The sequence below is a fragment of the Xinfangfangia pollutisoli genome (genome assembly GCF_020179405.1).
Taxonomy (GTDB): domain Bacteria; phylum Pseudomonadota; class Alphaproteobacteria; order Rhodobacterales; family Rhodobacteraceae; genus Pseudogemmobacter; species Pseudogemmobacter pollutisoli.
The window spans coordinates 23379-42132 of record NZ_JAICBZ010000030.1; the positions used below are offsets into that span (position 1 = coordinate 23379).

Annotated in this window: 19 protein-coding genes and 2 tRNA genes; 8 read left to right on the forward strand and 13 right to left on the reverse strand. The window is 62.7% G+C overall.

What is annotated here, in order from left to right:
* The first annotated feature begins 1 nt into the window (after window position 1).
* Window positions 2-2452 carry a DNA topoisomerase (ATP-hydrolyzing) subunit B gene (gyrB, locus tag K1Y73_RS10800; protein ID WP_225028308.1) on the forward strand — a complete coding sequence of 817 codons (2451 nt, stop codon included), beginning with the start codon at window positions 2-4 and terminating at the stop codon, window positions 2450-2452.
* A gap of 72 nt (window positions 2453-2524) precedes the next feature.
* Here gyrB and K1Y73_RS10805 read toward each other — a convergent pair whose 3' ends face one another.
* On the reverse strand, window positions 2525-4345 hold the full coding sequence (locus K1Y73_RS10805) for an adenine nucleotide alpha hydrolase family protein (protein WP_225028309.1): 1821 nt from the start codon (window positions 4343-4345) through the stop codon (window positions 2525-2527).
* Between the two features lie 911 nt (window positions 4346-5256).
* On the opposite strand from K1Y73_RS10805, the gene K1Y73_RS10810 reads away from it, so the two are divergent.
* A complete protein-coding gene (locus K1Y73_RS10810) occupies window positions 5257-5532 on the forward strand; it encodes a hypothetical protein (RefSeq protein ID WP_225028310.1) in 276 nt (91 codons plus the stop codon).
* 312 nt (window positions 5533-5844) lie between these two features.
* Here K1Y73_RS10810 and K1Y73_RS10815 read toward each other — a convergent pair whose 3' ends face one another.
* The 8 genes from K1Y73_RS10815 to K1Y73_RS10850 all read right to left on the reverse strand — a co-directional run bounded on the left by K1Y73_RS10815 (window position 5845) and on the right by K1Y73_RS10850 (window position 11215).
* Window positions 5845-6945 (reverse strand): tyrosine-type recombinase/integrase, encoded by a 1101-nt coding sequence (locus K1Y73_RS10815; protein ID WP_225028311.1) that lies wholly within the window; start codon window positions 6943-6945, stop codon window positions 5845-5847.
* A gap of 423 nt (window positions 6946-7368) precedes the next feature.
* Entirely contained in the window at window positions 7369-8841 is a 1473-nt protein-coding gene (locus K1Y73_RS10820) for a phage major capsid protein (RefSeq protein ID WP_225028312.1), read from the reverse strand.
* Window positions 8831-9448 carry a head maturation protease, ClpP-related gene (locus tag K1Y73_RS10825; RefSeq protein WP_225028313.1) on the reverse strand — a complete coding sequence of 206 codons (618 nt, stop codon included), beginning with the start codon at window positions 9446-9448 and terminating at the stop codon, window positions 8831-8833. Before K1Y73_RS10825 ends, K1Y73_RS10820 begins: the two co-directional genes overlap by 11 nt.
* Window position 9449: 1 nt before the next feature.
* Entirely contained in the window at window positions 9450-9671 is a 222-nt protein-coding gene (locus K1Y73_RS10830; RefSeq protein WP_225028314.1) for a hypothetical protein, read from the reverse strand.
* Window positions 9672-9675: 4 nt separating this feature from the next.
* The gene (locus K1Y73_RS10835) at window positions 9676-10263 is read right to left on the reverse strand and encodes a hypothetical protein (protein ID WP_225028315.1); all 588 of its coding nucleotides are present in this window, start codon (window positions 10261-10263) and stop codon (window positions 9676-9678) included.
* A gap of 181 nt (window positions 10264-10444) precedes the next feature.
* Window positions 10445-10795 carry a hypothetical protein gene (locus tag K1Y73_RS10840; protein ID WP_225028316.1) on the reverse strand — a complete coding sequence of 117 codons (351 nt, stop codon included), beginning with the start codon at window positions 10793-10795 and terminating at the stop codon, window positions 10445-10447.
* Window positions 10782-10991 (reverse strand): hypothetical protein, encoded by a 210-nt coding sequence (locus K1Y73_RS10845; protein WP_225028317.1) that lies wholly within the window; start codon window positions 10989-10991, stop codon window positions 10782-10784. The genes K1Y73_RS10840 and K1Y73_RS10845 overlap by 14 nt, the downstream gene beginning before the upstream one ends.
* A 68-nt stretch (window positions 10992-11059) precedes the next feature.
* Window positions 11060-11215, reverse strand: a complete 156-nt coding sequence (locus tag K1Y73_RS10850; protein WP_225028318.1) for an Arc family DNA-binding protein — start codon at window positions 11213-11215, stop codon at window positions 11060-11062.
* Window positions 11216-11246: 31 nt separating this feature from the next.
* On the opposite strand from K1Y73_RS10850, the gene K1Y73_RS10855 reads away from it, so the two are divergent.
* The 3 genes from K1Y73_RS10855 to K1Y73_RS10865 all read left to right on the forward strand — a co-directional run bounded on the left by K1Y73_RS10855 (window position 11247) and on the right by K1Y73_RS10865 (window position 12807).
* The gene (locus K1Y73_RS10855) at window positions 11247-11705 is read left to right on the forward strand and encodes an Arc family DNA-binding protein (RefSeq protein WP_225028319.1); all 459 of its coding nucleotides are present in this window, start codon (window positions 11247-11249) and stop codon (window positions 11703-11705) included.
* A 204-nt stretch (window positions 11706-11909) separates the two neighbouring features.
* Window positions 11910-12284: a helix-turn-helix domain-containing protein gene (locus K1Y73_RS10860; protein WP_225028320.1), complete on the forward strand. Its 375-nt coding sequence runs from the start codon at window positions 11910-11912 to the stop codon at window positions 12282-12284.
* Window positions 12268-12807 (forward strand): ImmA/IrrE family metallo-endopeptidase, encoded by a 540-nt coding sequence (locus tag K1Y73_RS10865; protein WP_225028321.1) that lies wholly within the window; start codon window positions 12268-12270, stop codon window positions 12805-12807. The genes K1Y73_RS10860 and K1Y73_RS10865 overlap by 17 nt, the downstream gene beginning before the upstream one ends.
* A gap of 666 nt (window positions 12808-13473) precedes the next feature.
* Here K1Y73_RS10865 and K1Y73_RS10870 read toward each other — a convergent pair.
* Window positions 13474-14379, reverse strand: coding sequence for a helix-turn-helix domain-containing protein (locus tag K1Y73_RS10870; RefSeq protein ID WP_225028322.1), 906 nt, complete (start codon window positions 14377-14379; stop codon window positions 13474-13476).
* 179 nt (window positions 14380-14558) lie between these two features.
* Window positions 14559-14634: transfer RNA gene (locus K1Y73_RS10875), tRNA-Arg, on the reverse strand.
* 336 nt (window positions 14635-14970) lie between these two features.
* Between K1Y73_RS10875 and K1Y73_RS10880 the strand changes: the two genes are divergently transcribed.
* Window positions 14971-15996 (forward strand): LacI family DNA-binding transcriptional regulator, encoded by a 1026-nt coding sequence (locus K1Y73_RS10880; RefSeq protein WP_225028326.1) that lies wholly within the window; start codon window positions 14971-14973, stop codon window positions 15994-15996.
* Window positions 15997-16020: 24 nt separating this feature from the next.
* Here K1Y73_RS10880 and mtaB read toward each other — a convergent pair whose 3' ends face one another.
* Window positions 16021-17292: a tRNA (N(6)-L-threonylcarbamoyladenosine(37)-C(2))-methylthiotransferase MtaB gene (mtaB, locus tag K1Y73_RS10885; protein WP_225028323.1), complete on the reverse strand. Its 1272-nt coding sequence runs from the start codon at window positions 17290-17292 to the stop codon at window positions 16021-16023.
* On the reverse strand, window positions 17289-18131 hold the full coding sequence (dapF, locus tag K1Y73_RS10890) for a diaminopimelate epimerase (RefSeq protein WP_225028324.1): 843 nt from the start codon (window positions 18129-18131) through the stop codon (window positions 17289-17291). Before dapF ends, mtaB begins: the two co-directional genes overlap by 4 nt.
* A 96-nt stretch (window positions 18132-18227) precedes the next feature.
* On the opposite strand from dapF, the gene K1Y73_RS10895 reads away from it, so the two are divergent.
* Window positions 18228-18303, forward strand: a tRNA-Lys gene (locus K1Y73_RS10895).
* 179 nt (window positions 18304-18482) lie between these two features.
* The coding region (locus tag K1Y73_RS10900; protein WP_225028325.1) for a hypothetical protein at window positions 18483-18754 on the forward strand (272 nt) is incomplete at its 3' end.

Below are 18754 nucleotides of genomic sequence, written 5' to 3' on the forward strand. Positions count from 1 at the left end.
CATGGCCGAAGCTGCCCGCAAGCCCGCCGAATACGGCGCCAATTCCATCAAGGTTCTCAAGGGGTTGGAGGCCGTTCGCAAACGGCCCGGCATGTATATTGGCGACACGGATGACGGCTCGGGCCTGCATCACATGGTGTATGAAGTCGTCGACAACGGCATCGACGAGGCACTGGCCGGCCATGCCAGCGAAGTCGTGGTGACGATCCATGCCGATGACTCGGTTTCCGTCTTCGACAATGGCCGCGGCATCCCCGTCGACATGCATGAGGAAGAGGGCGTCTCGGCGGCCGAAGTGATCATGACCCAGCTGCATGCCGGCGGGAAATTCAACAACACCGACGAAGGCGGCAATGCCTACAAAGTGTCGGGCGGGTTGCATGGCGTGGGCGTCTCGGTCGTCAATGCGCTGTCGGAATGGCTGGAACTGACGGTCTGGCGCAACGAGATTGAATATCACGCCCGCTTCGAGCATGGCGAATGCACCGTGCATGTGCATGAGGTCGGGCCCGCCCCGGGCAAGCGCGGAACGCGCGTTCGGTTTCTGGCCTCGGCCAAGACCAACCACCCGGAAGGCACGTTCTCGAACCTGGAATACAGCTACAAGGTGCTGGAAACCCGGCTGCGCGAACTGGCCTTCCTGAATTCCGGCGTGAAGATCGTGCTGGAAGACGAACGCCACGCCGAGCCGCAGAAGATTGAGCTGTACTATGACGGCGGCGTGCGGGAATTCGTGAAATACCTGGACCGGTCGAAAAGCGCCGTCATGGCCGAGCCGATCTATATGGTGGGCGAGCGCAACGGGATTGGCGTGGAAGTCGCCATGTGGTGGAATGACAGCTACCACGAAACCGTACTGCCGTTCACAAACAACATTCCGCAGCGCGATGGCGGCACGCATCTGGCCGGCCTGCGCGGCGCGCTGACGCGCACGATCACCGGCTATGCGCAATCCTCGGGCATCGCGAAGCGCGAGAAGGTGGATTTCACCGGCGACGACGCGCGCGAAGGGCTGACCTGCGTGTTGTCGGTCAAGGTGCCGGACCCGAAATTCTCCAGCCAGACCAAGGACAAGCTGGTGTCTTCCGAAGTGCGGCCGGCGGTCGAGAATCTGGTGAACGAGAAGCTGGCCGAATGGTTCGAGGAAAACCCCGGCCCGGCCAAGATCATCGTCGGCAAGATCGTTGAAGCGGCGCTGGCCCGCGAGGCGGCGCGCAAGGCGCGCGAGCTGACGCGGCGCAAGACCGCGCTGGACGTGAACTTCCTGGCCGGCAAACTGAAGGACTGTTCGGAAAAGGATCCGTCCAAGTCGGAACTGTTCCTGGTCGAGGGCGACTCGGCCGGCGGCTCGGCGCAGACCGGGCGTGACCGCAAGAACCAGGCCATCCTGCCCCTGCGCGGCAAGATCCTGAACGTGGAACGTGCGCGCTTCGACAAGATGCTGGGCAGCCAGGAGATCGGCAATCTGGTGATGGCGCTGGGCACCGGCATCGGCCGTGACGAGTTCAACATCAGCAAGCTGCGCTACCACAAGGTCGTCATCATGACCGATGCCGACGTGGACGGCGCGCATATCCGCACGCTTCTGCTGACCTTCTTCTTCCGCCAGATGCCGGAACTGATCGAGGGCGGCTATCTGTATATCGCCCAGCCGCCCTTGTACAAAGTCAGCCGCGGCAAATCCGAGGTCTATCTGAAGGACCAGGCGGCGCTGGACGATTATCTGGTCGAGCAGGGCATCGACGGCGCGGTGCTGCGCCTGGCCGACGGGCAAGAGATCGCCGGGCTGGATCTGGCCCGGCTGATCGAGGGCGCGCGGCAGTTCCGCCGGGTGCTGGATGCCTTCCCGACCCATTATCCGCGCCCGATCCTGGAACAGGCGGCGCTGGCCGGCGCCTTCGATCCGGGCAAGGCCGATGCCGATCTGCAGGGCCTGGCCGATCAGGTGGCGCGGCGGCTGGATCTGGTCGCGGTCGAATATGAACGCGGCTGGCAGGGCCGGATCACCCAGGATCACGGCATCCGCCTGAGCCGCGTGCTGCGCGGCGTGGAAGAGCTGCGCACGCTGGATGGCGCGGTGCTGCGCTCGGGCGAGGGGCGCCGGCTGGCGCAGATCGCCGGTCCGCATCGCGACACCTATCGCAACACCTCGCGTCTGGTGCGGCGCGACCGCGAACAGCTGATCCACGGGCCGATCGACCTGTTGAAATCGGTTCTGGCCGAGGGCGAGAAGGGCCTGACCCTGCAGCGCTACAAGGGCTTGGGCGAGATGAACCCCGAACAGCTGTGGGAAACCACGCTGGACCCGCATGCGCGCACCCTGCTGCAGGTGAAGGTTGACGATCTGGCCGAGGCCGATGACATTTTCACCAAGCTGATGGGCGATGTGGTCGAACCGCGGCGCGAGTTCATTCAGCAGAACGCGCTGAACGTCGAGCATCTGGATTTCTAACCGGCTTTCGGGCTGCAGCCTTCGCCGCACAGGGCGCTTCGTGGATGTCCGAGGCGCCCTATGCGCTTTTCGTCAGAGCTGCAGCGCGGGCAGCGTGTCATCAGTTTCGATCATGCGGAAGGTGATCAGCGACAGAAGCGCGCTGATCGAAGCAATCCTGCGGCCCCAGGGGTTTTTCGCATTGCGCCGGGCCTCCAGTTTCTGCCGATCAACGAAATCAAAGATCATCGACTGCGGCGCATCCAGCACATAGGCGAACAGATTTTCCCAATCCTGCTCGGCGAAATCCAGCATCCAGTTCTCGCCGACCACATCCTTGCGATCGATCAGGGGGTAGGGCGCCGTCGCGATCGGCAGACCCTCGGCAAAGGGGCGCAGGCGTTCGTCCCATTGGTTGTCCAGAAATGGGAAGCAGACCAGTCGCGGATCGCATTCCTTCATCAGTACGAAATGCAGCCAGTCGATCTTCTTCAGTTCGGGCGAGCCCTGATACATGATTTCGGCCGCACGCAGTGACACCAGCGGGAACAACCGCCGGCGCCCGCCGATATTTGCCAGAGAATAACCGGCCCACCAGGGCAGCCGATGCTCCAGATAAAACAGATAATTCACATCTTCGAACGGAACGTTCTGATTGACATACCATCGCGCCAGGCGCTGCATCTGCGCGACCAGATCGGCATTCACCGAATCTTTATGGGTCGAAAGCGGATCCATCGGCCGCTGGTAACGGGCCACCATCTGAAGCAGATCTTCCAGAGTGGTGATATTGTCCAGCCGGCGTTGCTTTATATGCGGGCGGAACATTTCGCCGCCGCTGCCGGAAAGGCAAAGGCGCACATCATGCGGCGGCGAACCAATACCGATATCGGCAGAAACTGCCCCGTCAAAAACCGTTGCGCTGTAGCGCAGCCGCTTCCAGAACGACTCTGCGGAATCGTTGCGCCGCTCGGGTGTTGGCGGTGGTGCGGGCGGAGGGGCCATATGCATATGCGGCAAGCCCATATGCCGGGCCAAAGCGCTGGCCACTTCCAGATCGGGCAGATCCTTGCTGCCATAGGTGCGGAAGGCCTTGATCCGGTCTGCCAGTCCGGATTTCACCGCAAGGCCAAGCACGGCGCGGCTGTCCATGCCGCCAGTGAGGTCGGCTTCCAAATCGGTGAAGGGCAAGTCGTTGAACAGTTGCGCCTGGGCGATGATCGCGCGGGCTGCTTCGCGCCCGTCTTCGACTGTCAATTCACGTTGAGCCTGGCCATAGAAGCGGCGGAAGCCACCTTGGGTCAATGTGCCATCGGTGATGGTCACAAACCGGCTGGGCCCGATGATCTCGACCCCGGAATAGATGGACTTCTGCCCGAAGAGATTCGCCTGCCCGGTCAGCATGGCGCAGGTTTCCGCATCCAGCGAGGCGCGCTTTTGGCCGGTCGCCAGTTGCTGGGTCAGGCGTTGCCGGTTCGAGATCACCGGCCTTTCGCCGGACTTACTGAAGAAGATCGGACAGAGGCCAGAGAAATCGCCAAAAGCAAAGACCTTGCCGCCGATCTTGGCGCAGAGGCAGAAATCACCCATCGTTGTCTTGAAGAACTCACCGATCCCTTCGGATTTCAGCTTCACAAAAAGCCGCTTCGCCCATGGAATCTGAAGATTCTGGCCCTTGAAGACAGGAATGCCATCGAACACCAGGAAATCATCGCCATCGACATGGGTATAATCCATATCGGGCAGCGGGGTCTTCTGGGCCGAGGCCGAGACAAGAATCCCGGCGCTTGTGCGCAGGATCAGCTTCTTCCCGATGTGAAATGGCGCAGCGGCGAACGTCGAGGCTGCAATGGCCTGCATCTGTTCGTCTGAAACTGCACTGCGACCGACGGCAACAAAGGCGAATTTATTCACTAGGTCTCCCCCCAATACCGACGATTACACATCAGGTTTTCCTGTCGATAGGGGGTGCGACAGAGTGACGCGGGTGCGGGAAATTGCCCCGACAAGGCTCAGCTGAGAAATTCTTGGACTTTCGTTGATGAATTCGACCTTGCTTCGGCTGACTAGCTGTTCAGAATCGCCACCTGTGGCGTCGTAATATCCGGGAGTTTCTTGGATGACGTCGCGTCTTATCAGCCACTGCGACACGGGCGCGGCGGGCGGTCGCACCAGTTCCTCACAGGATTGCGCTTCCGGTGTTGGAGCATCTGTAGGCGCTGCGGCGACTACACGCTGGCCGCGTGTTTCCGGCGAAGCAGGTCATCGATCCGGCTTATCGTGACGCTTTGGACGTTGGCGGCAAGCATCCGTCCCGGCGCTGAGCGTGGATCGGCGCAGTTCAACGTGCAGGCGTCGTGGGGCGGGAAGATGGCGAACCGGTTTTCGGTGCCGTTGCCATGGTTTCAAACTGGGCGCTCTTGCTGTTCTGCGCGATGTATCGGATGGTGTAGTCGACGGTCTTGTTGACGATCTCGATCCGGCCATCTGTCAGAAGGAGGCCAAAGCCGTCGTGGTATTTGGCGATGTGTCCGAGAGTCTTGCCGAAGGGTGTTTGTGCCGGGGTGCAGGCGCGGTGAGGCGGGCGGCTCGTCGTCGAGGGGGCGAAGCGGGGGCTGGCCCGGCCTGCTATAGGATCCGGCGAAGGAGACGCATATCTTCCATCCACTCGATCCTCAGGTCTTTTTCATGTTTGCCCGTCAGGTTCCTTGCAGGGCCGCCACCGCGCCCTGGTTTCCGCATGCAGGGCTTGCGCAAGGCGGGCGCCAAATTTCGGCCCCAATCTTTGATTACTTCAACCGGGTTTCCAAACCAGGCGACACGAGATGACAACGGCTTACAACCAGCTTTTCTACGCATTCCGCGAGGCGCGCAGCGCGCTGGATGCGCTTCGCCCGCGGGCCTGGTCGACCGATGCGGCCCTGGCGCGTGACCCGGATTATCATCGTCTTCACCGCTCGGGCATGGTCATCGCCCGCATCGGCGGCGGCGAGGCGATTGACGGCGCAATCGATGCGCTGTCCGACAACGATCAATGCGCGGCCGATCTGCGGCGCTATTGGGCCGGGATGGACCAATGGCCCAGCACGCAGCGGCACTGACGCCGCGGCCGGCCGTTTTCCGTGGCCTGACCCCGGCAGGCGCCTGCGTCTGACGCGGCCGCCTTCCCGCAAGGCCCACCGCCTGCCGCGCCTAGCCCGCCCCGGATTGCCCCCTTCAAGACTGCTGGCGCCAGGCCGAAGGGGGCCTGTCGTCAAAGGCTGCTCGGGCGTGCCGCGACGCCCCGGGGCTGCGCTGATACCGCGCGCGATGCCGGGCGGAGACCGATCCTGAAGAATGCGATGGGTTCTGGTGACCCCGGCAGGACTTGAACCTGCAACCTTCCCCTTAGGAGCGGCACCGTCATATTCTGATTACCTCTTGTCTTTCAGTAGTTTAACGACTTTTCCGCTTCTGCTCTGTACGGGCTTTGTACGGAAGCGCGCCCTGATCGAAGCCTCGTCGAGTTCGGCGTGGGCATAGGTCCGCATAGGCAAGGTGGCGTCTGCCCACCGCCCGGCCTTGGCCGCTGTGACAGGGTCGACACCCTGCCGCACTGTCAGTTCGGTGTAGAAGCCATGGCGGCCCGCAGGGTGCGCAGAGATGAAGGAAATACCCGCGTTCTTGCAGATCGTTCGCCAGCGCTTTCCGTAGCTGCTTGGGTCGGAATAGCCGAAGACTCGTGCCGCCTTCACCTCGCCGGTCTTCAAGTTCACAGGCCGTTTCGGTGGTAGGTTTGCCAGCTCCACCATCATCTCATGCGAGATCTCCACCCAGCCCGCGGAATGGCCTTTCTGCGCCCCCAGCCATACCCGCCGGTTCGTAAGGTCGAGGTGTGTGGGTTCTAGCGCCACCGCCTGACCCACACGGGCGGCTGTTTCGAACATGAACCGTGCGAGTGCTGCGTTGTAGGGATCAGCGGCCGCGCAGAAGGCCTCGATCCAGGCTCTGTCCGAAGGCACCCTCTCGACTCGGCTCTGTTTTCCGCGCCTCTGATCCTGGGCGATACGCTCGAACTGGTCGTAGCGCTTAACCCGGATCATCGGAGTGCCCTTGATCTCATGCGAGTGGTTGATCACTGCCCGGGCGGGCGTGACGATATCCCGCCACCAGGTATCCACGGCAGCATCAGGTTTCAGCTTGGGGCCAAGTTCCTTGAGCAGCTTTCCAGTAATGGAGCCCAGCATCATATTGCCGATCTCCGCTGTGATCGGCAGCAACTGACGGGCGATATAGGGGTTCGTGTGGGTTTCGCTGTAAAGCAACACCGCATCAGCGAAGGTTAGCGCCGCCTCGTCTCCAAGGAGGTGACGGCGTCTTTGCCGGTCGGTTTCCGCTGCGATCCATGCCCTTGCGCCCGCTTCGTCAGAAGCGCCAGTGCTCTGGCGGTAGTATCCGGTGATCGGCCTGCCGTCGAATTCGACGCGGCCTCGGACCCAGAAGACGACACCACGGCGATAGGTTTCGAGCGGCATTTCCGTTCCTCCATTAGAATCAGGTCCAGTTGCTCCGGCGTGATGAGCATCGCGTTGCCAATGCGGCAGCACGCGCTGATCCGGTTTGCGATCTCCCGCAGCTTGCGTTCCGATATCACCAGGCCGCGCGCAGCCATCACATCAACCCAATCGACCGGCGTCTTGCCGGTATCGAGGATCTTAGATCCGGTTGCGGGGAGGGCAGACATCGGTTCGCCTCTGGTTCAGTGTTTGGGTTTACGAACGGCATAGCGGGCGATCGACGGCTAACTTTGCGGGATGTTCTGGTCTGCTCCGCCAAGCAGCAGACCAGAACTTTCGGGCCTCCCGTGGCCCGGAGGGGTGGTGACGCGGGCGAAAGACGCGCCACCAGATCCCTCAAAGCAGGGGCAGGGAAGGAGGAAGCCACCCCACCCCCGATCATTACGCGCCCGGGTTGCGGAACCAGGAGGCGTAGGAAACGAAACGGGCATCCAGCGCCCAGACCAGGCGGAACTCGGTCCCGAGAGTTTCCCAGCCCGGCTTGGACTCGACACGCGGGCCGGCCTGACCGTCGAGGAACGAATAGGCAAGGCCATCCGCGCTGGCCGGATTGCCGATCAGATACCAGGCCATGGGGCTGGTCAGGCCGACTTCCACGATCAGTTCCAGCGCGCCGGAGAAGGGGTTCACGTCAGCTGTCTTGGTCGCGTTGATCTCGGCCAGGACCTGTTGGGCCACGGTTTCCAGCTGCGGCGGGACAACCAACGCCCAAGGCTCGATGGCGTAGTATTCGCCGGATGCGCCCCGCTGGCTGCGCAGCGCAAGCCGCGCCTCCGACAGGCTGGTCACGTTGAGGGATGCGCCCGCAGCTGCCAAGTTTCCGTGATCGGTATGGAAAACCGTCTTACCATCCCGCATCGCATGCCCAAGTCCGGCATTGGCAAGCACCGGCTCCAGAAGCACGCGCCGGAAGCGCTCGGTAGCGCCGGCAACCATCTTCCGGCCGATCTCTTCGAACATGCCGAGGTCGTCGTTGTAGATGGCCTTATTCGACAAAGCGAACAGCGCGCCGAAGTCGCGCGGCGCCGGCTTACGCTCACCGCCCTCGTGGATCGTCACGTGCTTGACTTCGCCGCCCTCGGCGATCTCGTCCGGCATCCCGGACGCAGACAGGGAAAGCAGGTTGCCGCCCCGATAGTCCACGGCCGGGATCTCATGCGCCGCCCGGGCCAGCGCCGGGGTGATCTGTTCCATCTGGCGGGCGATCGACTTGTTCAGGGCGTCCTCGAGCACCAACGGGAAGTCGCTGGTGGTGTGGGTCGCCATACGGATCGCTTCCTGCATGTTCATCGGCCGATGGCCGGCGCTACGCACCACGTGCATCGCCATATCGCCCAGCGTCAGGCCAGCGAACTCACGCCCGATCGTCGGAGTGTGGCGCCGGTCCATGCGCGCAAGCAAAGCGTCCGACAAGGCCGCGCGGCTCGTATTCTGCGCCGTGCCGGAGCCAGGACCGCGACCGTCGATGCGGACTTTCGGGCGGCTCCCCTTGATCTTGCTATACACAAGCGCAGTCAGGTTCGGCTTCTTTGCCGCGGGTTTGTTCTTGTAGAACGCCGCGAAACCTTCGTCGCCCTCCCCTTCAGTATCCGAGGCGGCAATCAACTCGTCGACCACTTCGCGGATTGCGGCCATCGCCTCGGCCCCTGGCACTTTGTTGCGCTCAAGCAGGTCTACCAACGCGGCGATCTGGATCATCACCTCCTCGTCGAGTTCATCCTCGGATTCCATCAAGGGCGCGAAGATCTCCGCGAGCATCGGCGGATGATTTGCCTCCTTCAGACGCATGCGGAGTTGCGCAACCAAGCGGGCGGGCGGCTCGCCATCATGTTTCATCCGGAAATCAAGCGGCATCTTTCTTCTCCTGTGTCTTGGGAATGGGCGATCCGGTCGCCCAACCGTTTTTCTTCGTCAGCCGGACAAGATCTTCGGGCGGCTGGTGGAACTTCGTGTAGTCGTAGGCCGCGACCATTTGGGGAGCCTTGGCCGCCTCGATCCGATCGGCGAAGCGCAGTTCCACGGCTTCTTCAGCCGTCAGCCAGGTTTCCGCCTTCATCCATGCGGCAATTCTGGCGACCGGATGCCCGGTGTGGCGGGCATAGGCCGCGGCATAGGTCGCGCTCATCTTGTCCAGCGCGGCCGCGGTGTCGCGCAGCTCGTCCGCCGTGCCGCCGCCCCAGGCGGAGGGCTCGTGGATCATCACCATGGCAGCGGGATGCAGGATGACCTCTTTCGCTGCAACCATCGGCAGGGTGGCGGCAGAGGCCGCGACCCCCTGGACATGCACCGTCACTGCACCGTGCCGCTCGACCTCTGCCATGAGCGCCGCACCCTCGAGCGCATCGCCACCGGGCGAGTTGATGAACATCGTCACCGCGCCCGGGTTGGCCGAAAGGACCCCCGCAAGGCGGCTGGCTGCGCCGGTTTCGATATCGCCGTTCAGTTCGAAGCGGGCGGACATATCAGGCCGCCTCCACGGAACCGGCCGGAGCCAGCACCTTCTGCAAGGTGTAAGCCGGCGTCCGCCGCAGCAGCACCCGGCCGCTCTCCGCATGGGGGCTGACCATGTAGAGGCAGTTCGCGAAGGAGATTTCGCTCTCGCTTTCTGCCGCCGGTTCAATGATCGAGAACAGCACGATCTTGTAAAACGGGGCCGGAACCGAGAATGTCTGTGTCCAGAACATCGGATCAGTCCCTGGCCGCGCGCCAGTTGCGCAGCAGTTCACGACGGCGCAACTCATCTTCCTTGAACCACTCGGGATACGAGCTGAGATCCTCCGGAACCGAATGGGCTTCATCCCCTTCGGGCAGCCCAAGGTCGCGGGCTTCACGAAACACGCGTTGCGCGATCTCGGTGGCCGAAATCGCCATGACGATGGAGGCCCTCGCACTGCTGCCCAGGTCGCGGATAAAGTTCTTGGTTTGATCGCGCAGATCGGACCAGCGGCCGGCAACCACGGTACGGCAGTCCCACCCCTCGGGAGCATCCGGCCAGTCATAGCGCACCAACGCCACCCACATCTCTTCCCCCCCGGTGTAGGCGAATGGATCGATGGGCTGCAGCTTGTCCAAGGCCTGGCGGGCGAGGAAGTAGGCGCTGCCTTGATCGGTGTCCTTCGAAGCGTCGAGCATAAGTTGGAGCGTAAAGGCATCTTCCAACCCGTAGTCCGACCAGCGGTCTTCCCTGACAAGAACCGGGTTGATGTTGCGGGCGGTGAAGGTTTCGAATGCCTTGGCCGAGCAGCCGGTGATGGCGAGTAGAGCTTTTCGTTTCATTTGACCACTCATGATTTGTGCAGTTCGCTTCAAGTAATGAACCAATAGCGCCAAATTTTCAATCCATGTACACACATAATGTGTGGTCTTTTGGAGATCATCCCGGTGCGGGAACCCCGCCGGCCTTTGACGGACGGCGGGAGGGTGCTTTCGGGATGCGGTGACGCTCCGCCGCAATGCGCTAGATCAGCATCCGGGCGGGCGGCACACCGGCCAACGCGCATACCTCCCCCCAGAATTCCCGGGTAGGATTGAAGACGCCAAAACCGACCTCAATGAGAAGCTTCCGGGCAAAATCCTGAGCAGTCAGAGGTGGGAGGCGCTGCATTTCCTTCTCAACGGCGACCTCAACATCAACGCGTCGGTTGCACTCATCTTCGGAAATGCCGGGTTCGTTGGAGTGATCGTGCAGGCGGCACCATTCGGCGAATAGCCGCGAAATCGGGGTTTCTTCGGATGCCGCAAAGGCCAGAAGTGTGCCCGGCATCACGGTGAGAACGGGTGCAGTGGTCAGGAAATCACGCCGTTGCATGGCGCACCCTCATCAACTGTTCGGTGCGGCGCAGGGCCGAGCGGACGTAGGACCGCGCCTCGCGCTCGCCCTGGCTGTAGCCCTGCGGGCGCTGGGAGGCATCCAAGGCGAGCGTCAGACAATCATGGATTTCCGCCAGCCGGGCGGAAGCTTGCGCGCCTGCCTTGCGCGCGTCATCGAGAACTGGCATGTTCATGCTCAGAACCTTTCCTAGAGAGTTGGGTTTGTTCGAAGGCCGGTTGGGGTTGCCGCCCCGCCCGGCCTTTACTTTTGCAGCGCGAGCTCATCCCGCGACATCGCCAGGCGAACCGCCCGGACGATCTCGGAGTTTTGGCTGCTCATGTTCTTCTCCGCTTGAAGCTCGATCCACGCCTTCACATCGGAAGGCAAGCGGAGCTGTAGTGGCTTTCTGTCGGTCATGCGTGCCCCTCATGGCTCAGTGCCATCACAGATGGCTCATAGCCATGATTGCGTCAAGCGCAAATTATGGCTCTATGCCATCATGACCTCGGAGCGCAAACCACAGACACAAGACAAGTTCATCCTTCGCCTTCCCGATGGGATGCGCGACCGGATCAAGGCTGCGGCCGAGGCCAACAACAGGTCGATGAACTCCGAGATCCTCGCCGCCCTGGACGAGAAGTTCCCGCCGCCGTTTTCGCGCCAGGAGACCATGAGGATGATCAAGGCCTCCCTGATAATGTTTGCCGACGATAAGGCCGGTCTGCGTGAAGGCACCGCGGCGAAGAACGAGGCCTTTGCTCTTCTGGTCATCGAGAAGATCCTGGGTGAGAAGAACCCGGGCCATCTTCTCGATGAGATCGAGGCGGCATCGATCGACATTTCGGATGTCAGCATCAATCGATTTGTCGAATGGCAGAACGAGATGCTGGCACGGCTGCAGGACTGAGGCTGACCATCGTTGGGGCCAACGTTAAGCACCCGACCAGACCAGAGGTACGTATCAGATTCGCTCGGTAGCCTGAGCGCAGGCGGCTGATCTAACGGCTCGAGCGCGACGTGTTAACCTATGCCATCTAGATCTTAACCATCATGGTTGACAAAGTTCGCATGCATGCCTAAGTTTTAACTTGAACCCTACGGGAGAGCGACCATGGCAACCACAGAACTCGGAAAGGAACTCCGCCGGCTCAGAATAGACAAGGATGAACGATTGCTCGACATGGCGGACCGCCTCGAGAAGTCTTCGGCCTTCATCTCGGCAGTTGAGACTGGGAAGAAGAGCCCGCCCTCAGACTTCGAGGAGCTGGTTATCCGCGCATATCGTCTGATCGGTGACGCGGCCAATCGGATCCGGCAAGCGGCGGATCGTTCGCGCAAAACCTTCACGCTCCAAGGAGACACAGATCTCCAGCGTGACACTTTCGGGCTTATGGCGCGCAAGATGCACACCCTGTCTGATGACGAACTGAATCAGATTTTCCAACTGCTGAAAGGCGGAGGAGCCAAAGATGGCGGAACCCGATGATTACCTGGTCCCTCCGAGAAGCTGGGACCAGATCGATAGCGAAGCGGATCGGATCCGCGAAATGCTGAGAATGACCGACCATCCGTATATCGACATCGTGCGGGTGGTCGAGAACGTTGTCTGCAACATCATGGAGCTTTCCGAGTTTCAGATTGGGACAAAGGTCGAGATGGGGCGCGATGAGGGGCTTACCTGCCCGCGAGGGTCTTTCATCCGGTTCCGTGAAGATGTGTACAGGCGTGCGTGTGAAGGAGATCCTCGATCGCGCTTCACATTTGCGCATGAACTCGGGCATCTCATACTACACAGGAACGCTCCGATGGCGCGTGCGTCCAAGCGGGACGGGACCAAAGCCTTCAGACTAGCAGAACCTCAAGCCAATCGATTCGCGGCGACTCTGCTGATGCCGCGAATGCACATCTCGAGGGAAGATGAGGCGCGGCATCTAACGGAGCGGTTCGGTGTCTCATGGGACGCAGCGTGCAACCGGCTGTCCGATCTGAAAACGAAAGGGAAGCTCTAAAGAAAAAAGGCTCAGGTTGGCGCCCGAGCCCTTTCCGAAAATCTGCATCGTGCATGAGGGGCTCGACGATGCCGAGCCGATCAGGCGACGAACTGTCAGTCTCCTAGAACAAGGCTGATCATATAGTTCTCCTCGACTGATTTGGCAAGATACGCCCCGCCGAAGGAACGGAACCGTGGATAAGCATTCTTTGCCCCCGGCTCCGCCTGGTTATCGGTACATTTTTCGCCCCTGGCGAACATGCCCGATGACTGGCCGCCTCCTGCTCGCTCGCGCGTTCGGGAAGCGTGCATGGCCTCTCCTCGTCCCTGAGTGAGGTCAGATCCTGAGATCGGCGTGGGCGGTGAATTTTCCGCCCGCACCTCGGTCAACTTGCCATTCAAAGGAGATCCATCATGGCAAAAGGTACCTTCAAAATCGGCCGCAATGCCGGGAATGGCCGTTTCACCACGGTCAAAACTGCTACGACGAAAAAAGCCACCCACGTGGTTGAGACGATCAAGAAGTGACGGGACCGGCGGGCTCCAAAAGGGCCCGCCGTGTTCATCCCTTTGTGTGCCGCGTTATGTTTAGGATCGTTTAGGCTTTCGATTTTGTTAAGTTCAGCGGCACCCCCGGGGTGCGAATTACCCGCGTACAGACCCGTTATGGAAGGACCCGGACCGCTCACAGGCGCACCCCGACCCTGAGCAGATCTTGTTCCCGCACCAACCCGCCTTGGATCATGCAATGTGCGACTTCGGCGCTGATGCCAGAAGGCGGGATGTAGGCGCCGCACTTCACCTTCTTGGCCCAGAAGGTCGCTAGATCACGCACGGCATCAGTGCGAGCGACCACCGGAGCGGCAGCCTGACAGTCCTCCCACCGGCGCTGATCGAGCCAGTTATCGGCATAGGCGAGATACTGCGGCTTGTTTCCGGCGTTCTCTGCCCTGTAGTGCCTGGCTGCACCAAGAATGACCTCGGCGCCGACACCGGCCTCCAAGGCCTCCACAAACAGCCTCTCTGCACGTTGCCTGTCTCTGGGCCTAGGATAGACCTTCCAGAATTCTTCAAAGGCTTTAGACGTGTGTGCGGCAGCGCCGCCAACACAAGGTTCCATTACTGGTTCCTTTACAAGGTTAGTGTCGGGATTTCCGACACGGCTTTGCCCGTTTTTCCGACACGGCTCTGCCGGAAATTCCGACACGGCTTTGGGGGTCTGTGTCGGGATTTCCGACACGGGTTTTTGGGCTGACTTCGCGACCGGAGCGGCCGGTGACTGCGGCGTTTCTTCGCTGCAGCCTTGCCCGTCGAAATCGGCCTCGAAGGACAGCTTATAGCGTGTCGGCCGCTGCCGTTTCGTGGCCGGATCGATCGACCGGACACGCCGGATCAGCCCGCGTTCCTCAAGGTGCGCAAGCTGCACATTCACCGTGTCGCGGTTCATCTCGCAGGCATCGGCCAAGAAAGCCTGCGTCGGGAAGCAACCGTGCGCCGGGTTGTGGCAATCGGCCAGGATCAGCAGGACGATCTTCGCGGAAGGCTTCAGGCCGCGCTGCGAGAAGGCCCAGTTGGTGGCAGCATGGCTCATGCTGGCACCCGATCATTCAAGGTGCTGCCGGGAACAAACTGTGAATTCGCCGGGTCCGGCTGTACGGGATTTGTACGAGCGTTCCCGTCCTGTTCGCTGAAATCGGCTGCAAAAAGCTTCAAGCGGAGCCTGAGTGGATCTGCTTCTTCCTCGCAACACATTGCCAAATAAGGGTTTTTTGGTGACCCCGGCAGGACTTGAACCTGCAACCTTCCCCTTAGGAGGGGGACGCTCTATCCGTTGAGCTACGAGGCCACGGCGCCTTTCCTGCACTTAATGCGGGCGCAAGGCAACCATTTGCTGCAGCGGCCGGGTCTGTGTGCCGGCGGGGCGTGCGGGATGCGGAAGGACCGGGCGGCGAAGGAAGGGGGGAGTGTTTTTGGCCCACCACTCCCCCCCGATATCCCCGGCGCCCGAAGTGAGAGCTTGCAGATGCACAGGGCGTTCCGTCGACGCTTGCCATCGGCCGAAGGGCCGTAGGCTTTGCGGCCGTTAGCGCTAGCGGTAGCATGCGAAACGGCCTTGGACAAGAACCACCTTTGGCGCTAACAAGAAAGAAAGTTGCTCAACGGAGCGCGAGATGTGACCAAGATGCCCCCTGATCCGCGCCGGACCCTGACGCTTCGCGATGTCTCGGAGGCGTCGGGCGTGTCTGAAATGACCGTCAGCCGCGTGTTGCGCAACCGCGGCGACGTGTCCGACTCGACGCGCGAACGCGTTCTCGAAGCCGCGCGGCGGCTGGGCTATGTGCCGAACAAGATCGCCGGCGCCCTGGCCAGCCAGCGGGTGAACCTGGTGGGGGTGATCATCCCCTCGCTGTCGAACATGGTCTTTCCCGAAGTGATGACCGGCATTTCCGAAGTGCTGGAAGACACCGGGCTGCAACCCGTGGTGGGCGTGTCGAATTACCAGCCCGAGCGGGAAGAGCAGGTGATCTACGAGATGCTGTCCTGGCGGCCCTCGGGGATGATCGTGGCGGGGCTGGAACATTCCGATGCCTCGCGCGCGATGCTGGCCCAGGCGGGCATTCCGATCGTCGAGATCATGGATATCGACGGCGAGCCGGTGGATTCGGCGGTGGGCATCTCGCATCGCCGGGCCGGGCTGCAGATGGCGGCGGCGATCGTGGCGGCGGGTTATCGGCGCATCGCCTTTCTGGGCACGCATATGCCCACGAATGACCACCGCGCCCGCAAGCGGATGGAAGGCTTTGAGGAAGGTCTGGCGCGGGCCGGGCTGGCGCTGGTCGAACGGGAATATTACTCGGGCGGGTCGGCGCTGCTGAAGGGGCGCGAGATGACCGAAGCGGTGCTGACGCGCAGCCCCGATGTGGATTTCCTGTATTATTCCAACGACATGATCGGGGCGGGTGGGCTTCTGTACTGTCTGGACAAGGGGCTGGACGTGCCGGGCAAGATCGGGCTTGCCGGGTTCAACGGCGTCGAGCTGCTGGAAGGCCTGCCGCGGCGTCTGGCGACGATGGATGCCTGCCGGCTGGAAATCGGCCGCTGCGCGGCCGAGATCATCGCGGGCAAGCGGCCGGCGGGGGTGATCGGCGGCGAGGTGATCGAGCTGTCGCCGACGCTGCAGCCGGGCGACACGATTCGCAAAGTCTAGGTCGCAAAGCCTGGGCCGCAGAACCTAGGCGGTCAGCCGGCCGCCGGCCTGGCCGGTGATCGCGGCGGTCAGGATCACCCCTTCGGGCTGATCCGCGGCGAATTGCACTTCGGTGAATTGCTCGGTGCGGCCCAGGCGCGGGGTTTCGGTCAGCACCCGATGGACGCGGCCCTGCTGCGCCGCCAGATGCCGGGCCAGCGCCGCCTCTCCGGCCGCCCGCAGCCGTGCGGCACGGTCCTTGATTGTCGGGCCCCTGACCTGCGGCATGCGGGCGGCGGGGGTGCCCTTGCGCGGGCTGAAGGGGAAGACATGCAGGAAGGTCAGGCCGCAGTCTTCGACCAACTTCAGCGAATTGGCGAACATCTCGTCGGTTTCGGTGGGGAAACCGGCGATCAGATCGGCGCCGAAGACCATGTCAGGGCGCAGCTGGCGGGCTTCCTCGCAGAAGCGGATCGCATCGTCGCGCAGATGGCGCCGCTTCATCCGCTTCAGGATCATGTCATCGCCCGCCTGCAGGGACAGGTGCAGATGCGGCATCAGCCGGGGCTCGGTGGCAATCGCCTGCATCAGCATCGGGTCCGCCTCGATTGAATCGATCGACGAGATCCGCAGCCGCGCCAGATCGGGCACCAGTTTCAGGATCCGCATCACCAGATCGCCCAGCCGCGGCTGGGCCGGCAGATCGGCGCCCCATGAGGTCAGGTCGACCCCGGTCAGCACCACTTCCTGAAAGCCCTTGTCGACCAGCCGCTTGATCTGTTCCACCACCACGCCGGCGGGGACAGACCGGGAATTGCCGCGACCATAGGGGATGATGCAGAAGGTGCAGCGGTGGTCGCAGCCGTTCTGAACCTGCACATAGGCGCGCACCCGGCCGAAACCGTCGATCAGGTGACCGGCGGTTTCCTTGACCGACATGATGTCATTGACCTGCACCTTCTCGGTTGCGCCGATCAGGTCGGGCACCGCCAGATCGCCGCGCAAGCCCGACCAGGTTTCGGCCTGCATCTTTTCATGATTTCCGACGACGCGGGTCACCTCGGCCATGGCGGCGAAGGTTTCGGGTTCGGTCTGGGCGGCACAGCCCGTCACGATCACCGGCGCGCCGGGGTTTTCGCGGGCAAGCCGGCGGATTTCCTGCTTGGCCTTGCGCACGGCCTCGGCCGTCACGGCGCAGGTGTTCACCACCACGGCACCCTCCAGCCCCGCCGACGCGGCCAGTTCCTTCATCGCCTCGGTCTCATAGGCGTTCAGCCGGCAGCCCAGGGTCGCAAAGATCGGTGGGGTCGCGTTCATGCCATTGCCGCCAGGAAGTCGGGCGACAGCCAGCCGTCGAACACATGCGCCACCGGCCCGGTCATCCAGACGCCATCCGCGCGCCAGTCGATTTCCAGGACGCCGCCATCCAGTTCCAGCGCGACTTGGCGGCCCGTGAGCCCGCGCAGATGCGCCGCAACGGCGGTGGCGCAGGCGCCCGAGCCGCAGGCCAGGGTCACCCCCGCGCCGCGTTCCCAGACCCGCATCCGCAGCCGGTCGGGGCCGATCAGGCTGGCGAATTCCACATTGGTCTTCTGTGGGAACAAGGGGTCGGTCTCGACCGCGGGGCCGCGCAGGGCCGGGTCGGTCGTGCCGGCATCGGCGACGAAGAAGACGCAATGCGGATTGCCCATGCCCACGGCCGCGGGATCGCCGTCAAGCGGCAGATGCAGCAGGTCGACCTCGCGCGCGAGCGGCAGGTCGCGCCAGTCCAGCTGCGGCGGACCCATGTTCACGCTGACCCGCCCGTCTTCCAGCCGCTGCGCCGACAGGCCGCCGCGCGCGGTGACCAGCGTCACCGCCGTCTTGCCCAGATCGCGCATGACGTAATCGGACACGCAGCGCGTGGCATTGCCGCAGGCGCCGGCCCGGCTGCCATCGCTGTTCCAGAAATCCAGGGTGAAATCGGCGCCGGTCGCGGGGCGGATCTCGGCCAGCTGGTCAAAGCCCACGCCCCGGTTGCGGTCGCCCAGGGCCCGCGCCAGCGCAGGCGTCACCACCGCCCCCGCGCGGCTGCGCGAGTCGATCACCACGAAGTCGTTGCCGGCCCCGTGCATCTTCAGGAAGGCCAGGCCCTCTGGGCGCGATGCGTTGTTCATGGCGCGCATATACGCCTGCATGAGGGGGCAATCCAGTGCCCGGTGCAGATTCCTGCTTGCACCCGCCGCGTTAGGGGATTAAGCGGGCGGCCGGATGGGCCGTTAGCTCAGTTGGTAGAGCAGCTGACTCTTAATCAGCTTGTCGAAGGTTCGAATCCTTCACGGCTCACCAAGCATCTCCGCCCGTGGCCTCGGCCATGCCGGACCGGAGACTGCTTGGTCCCCCATCCCCTCCGCCGATCTGACGCAGCTTGCCAGCGCCGCTCTGGCCCGGTACCGCGAAAGCCGCTATCAGGCCGTGGCGCATGGTCTTGGGCCTGCCGCAGACGCATGTATCGCAGGACCGCCCCAATGCAGCTTGGCATCGACGCCTACAGCTTCCACCGCTATTTCGGCGAGCTTTATCCGGGCCTGGAAACCGCCCCCGATCAGCCGATGACGGTCTGGGATTTCATCGACCTTTCGGTCGAGTTGGGGGTGCGGGCGGTTTCCTTGGAAAGCTGTTTCCTGCCGGTGGGCGACCGCGCGCTGACCGCGGCCCTGGCCGCCCGGCTGGACCGCGCCGGGATGGAACGGGTCTGGGCCTGGGGCCATCCGCGCGGGTTGCAGTCGGGGGCGGCGCC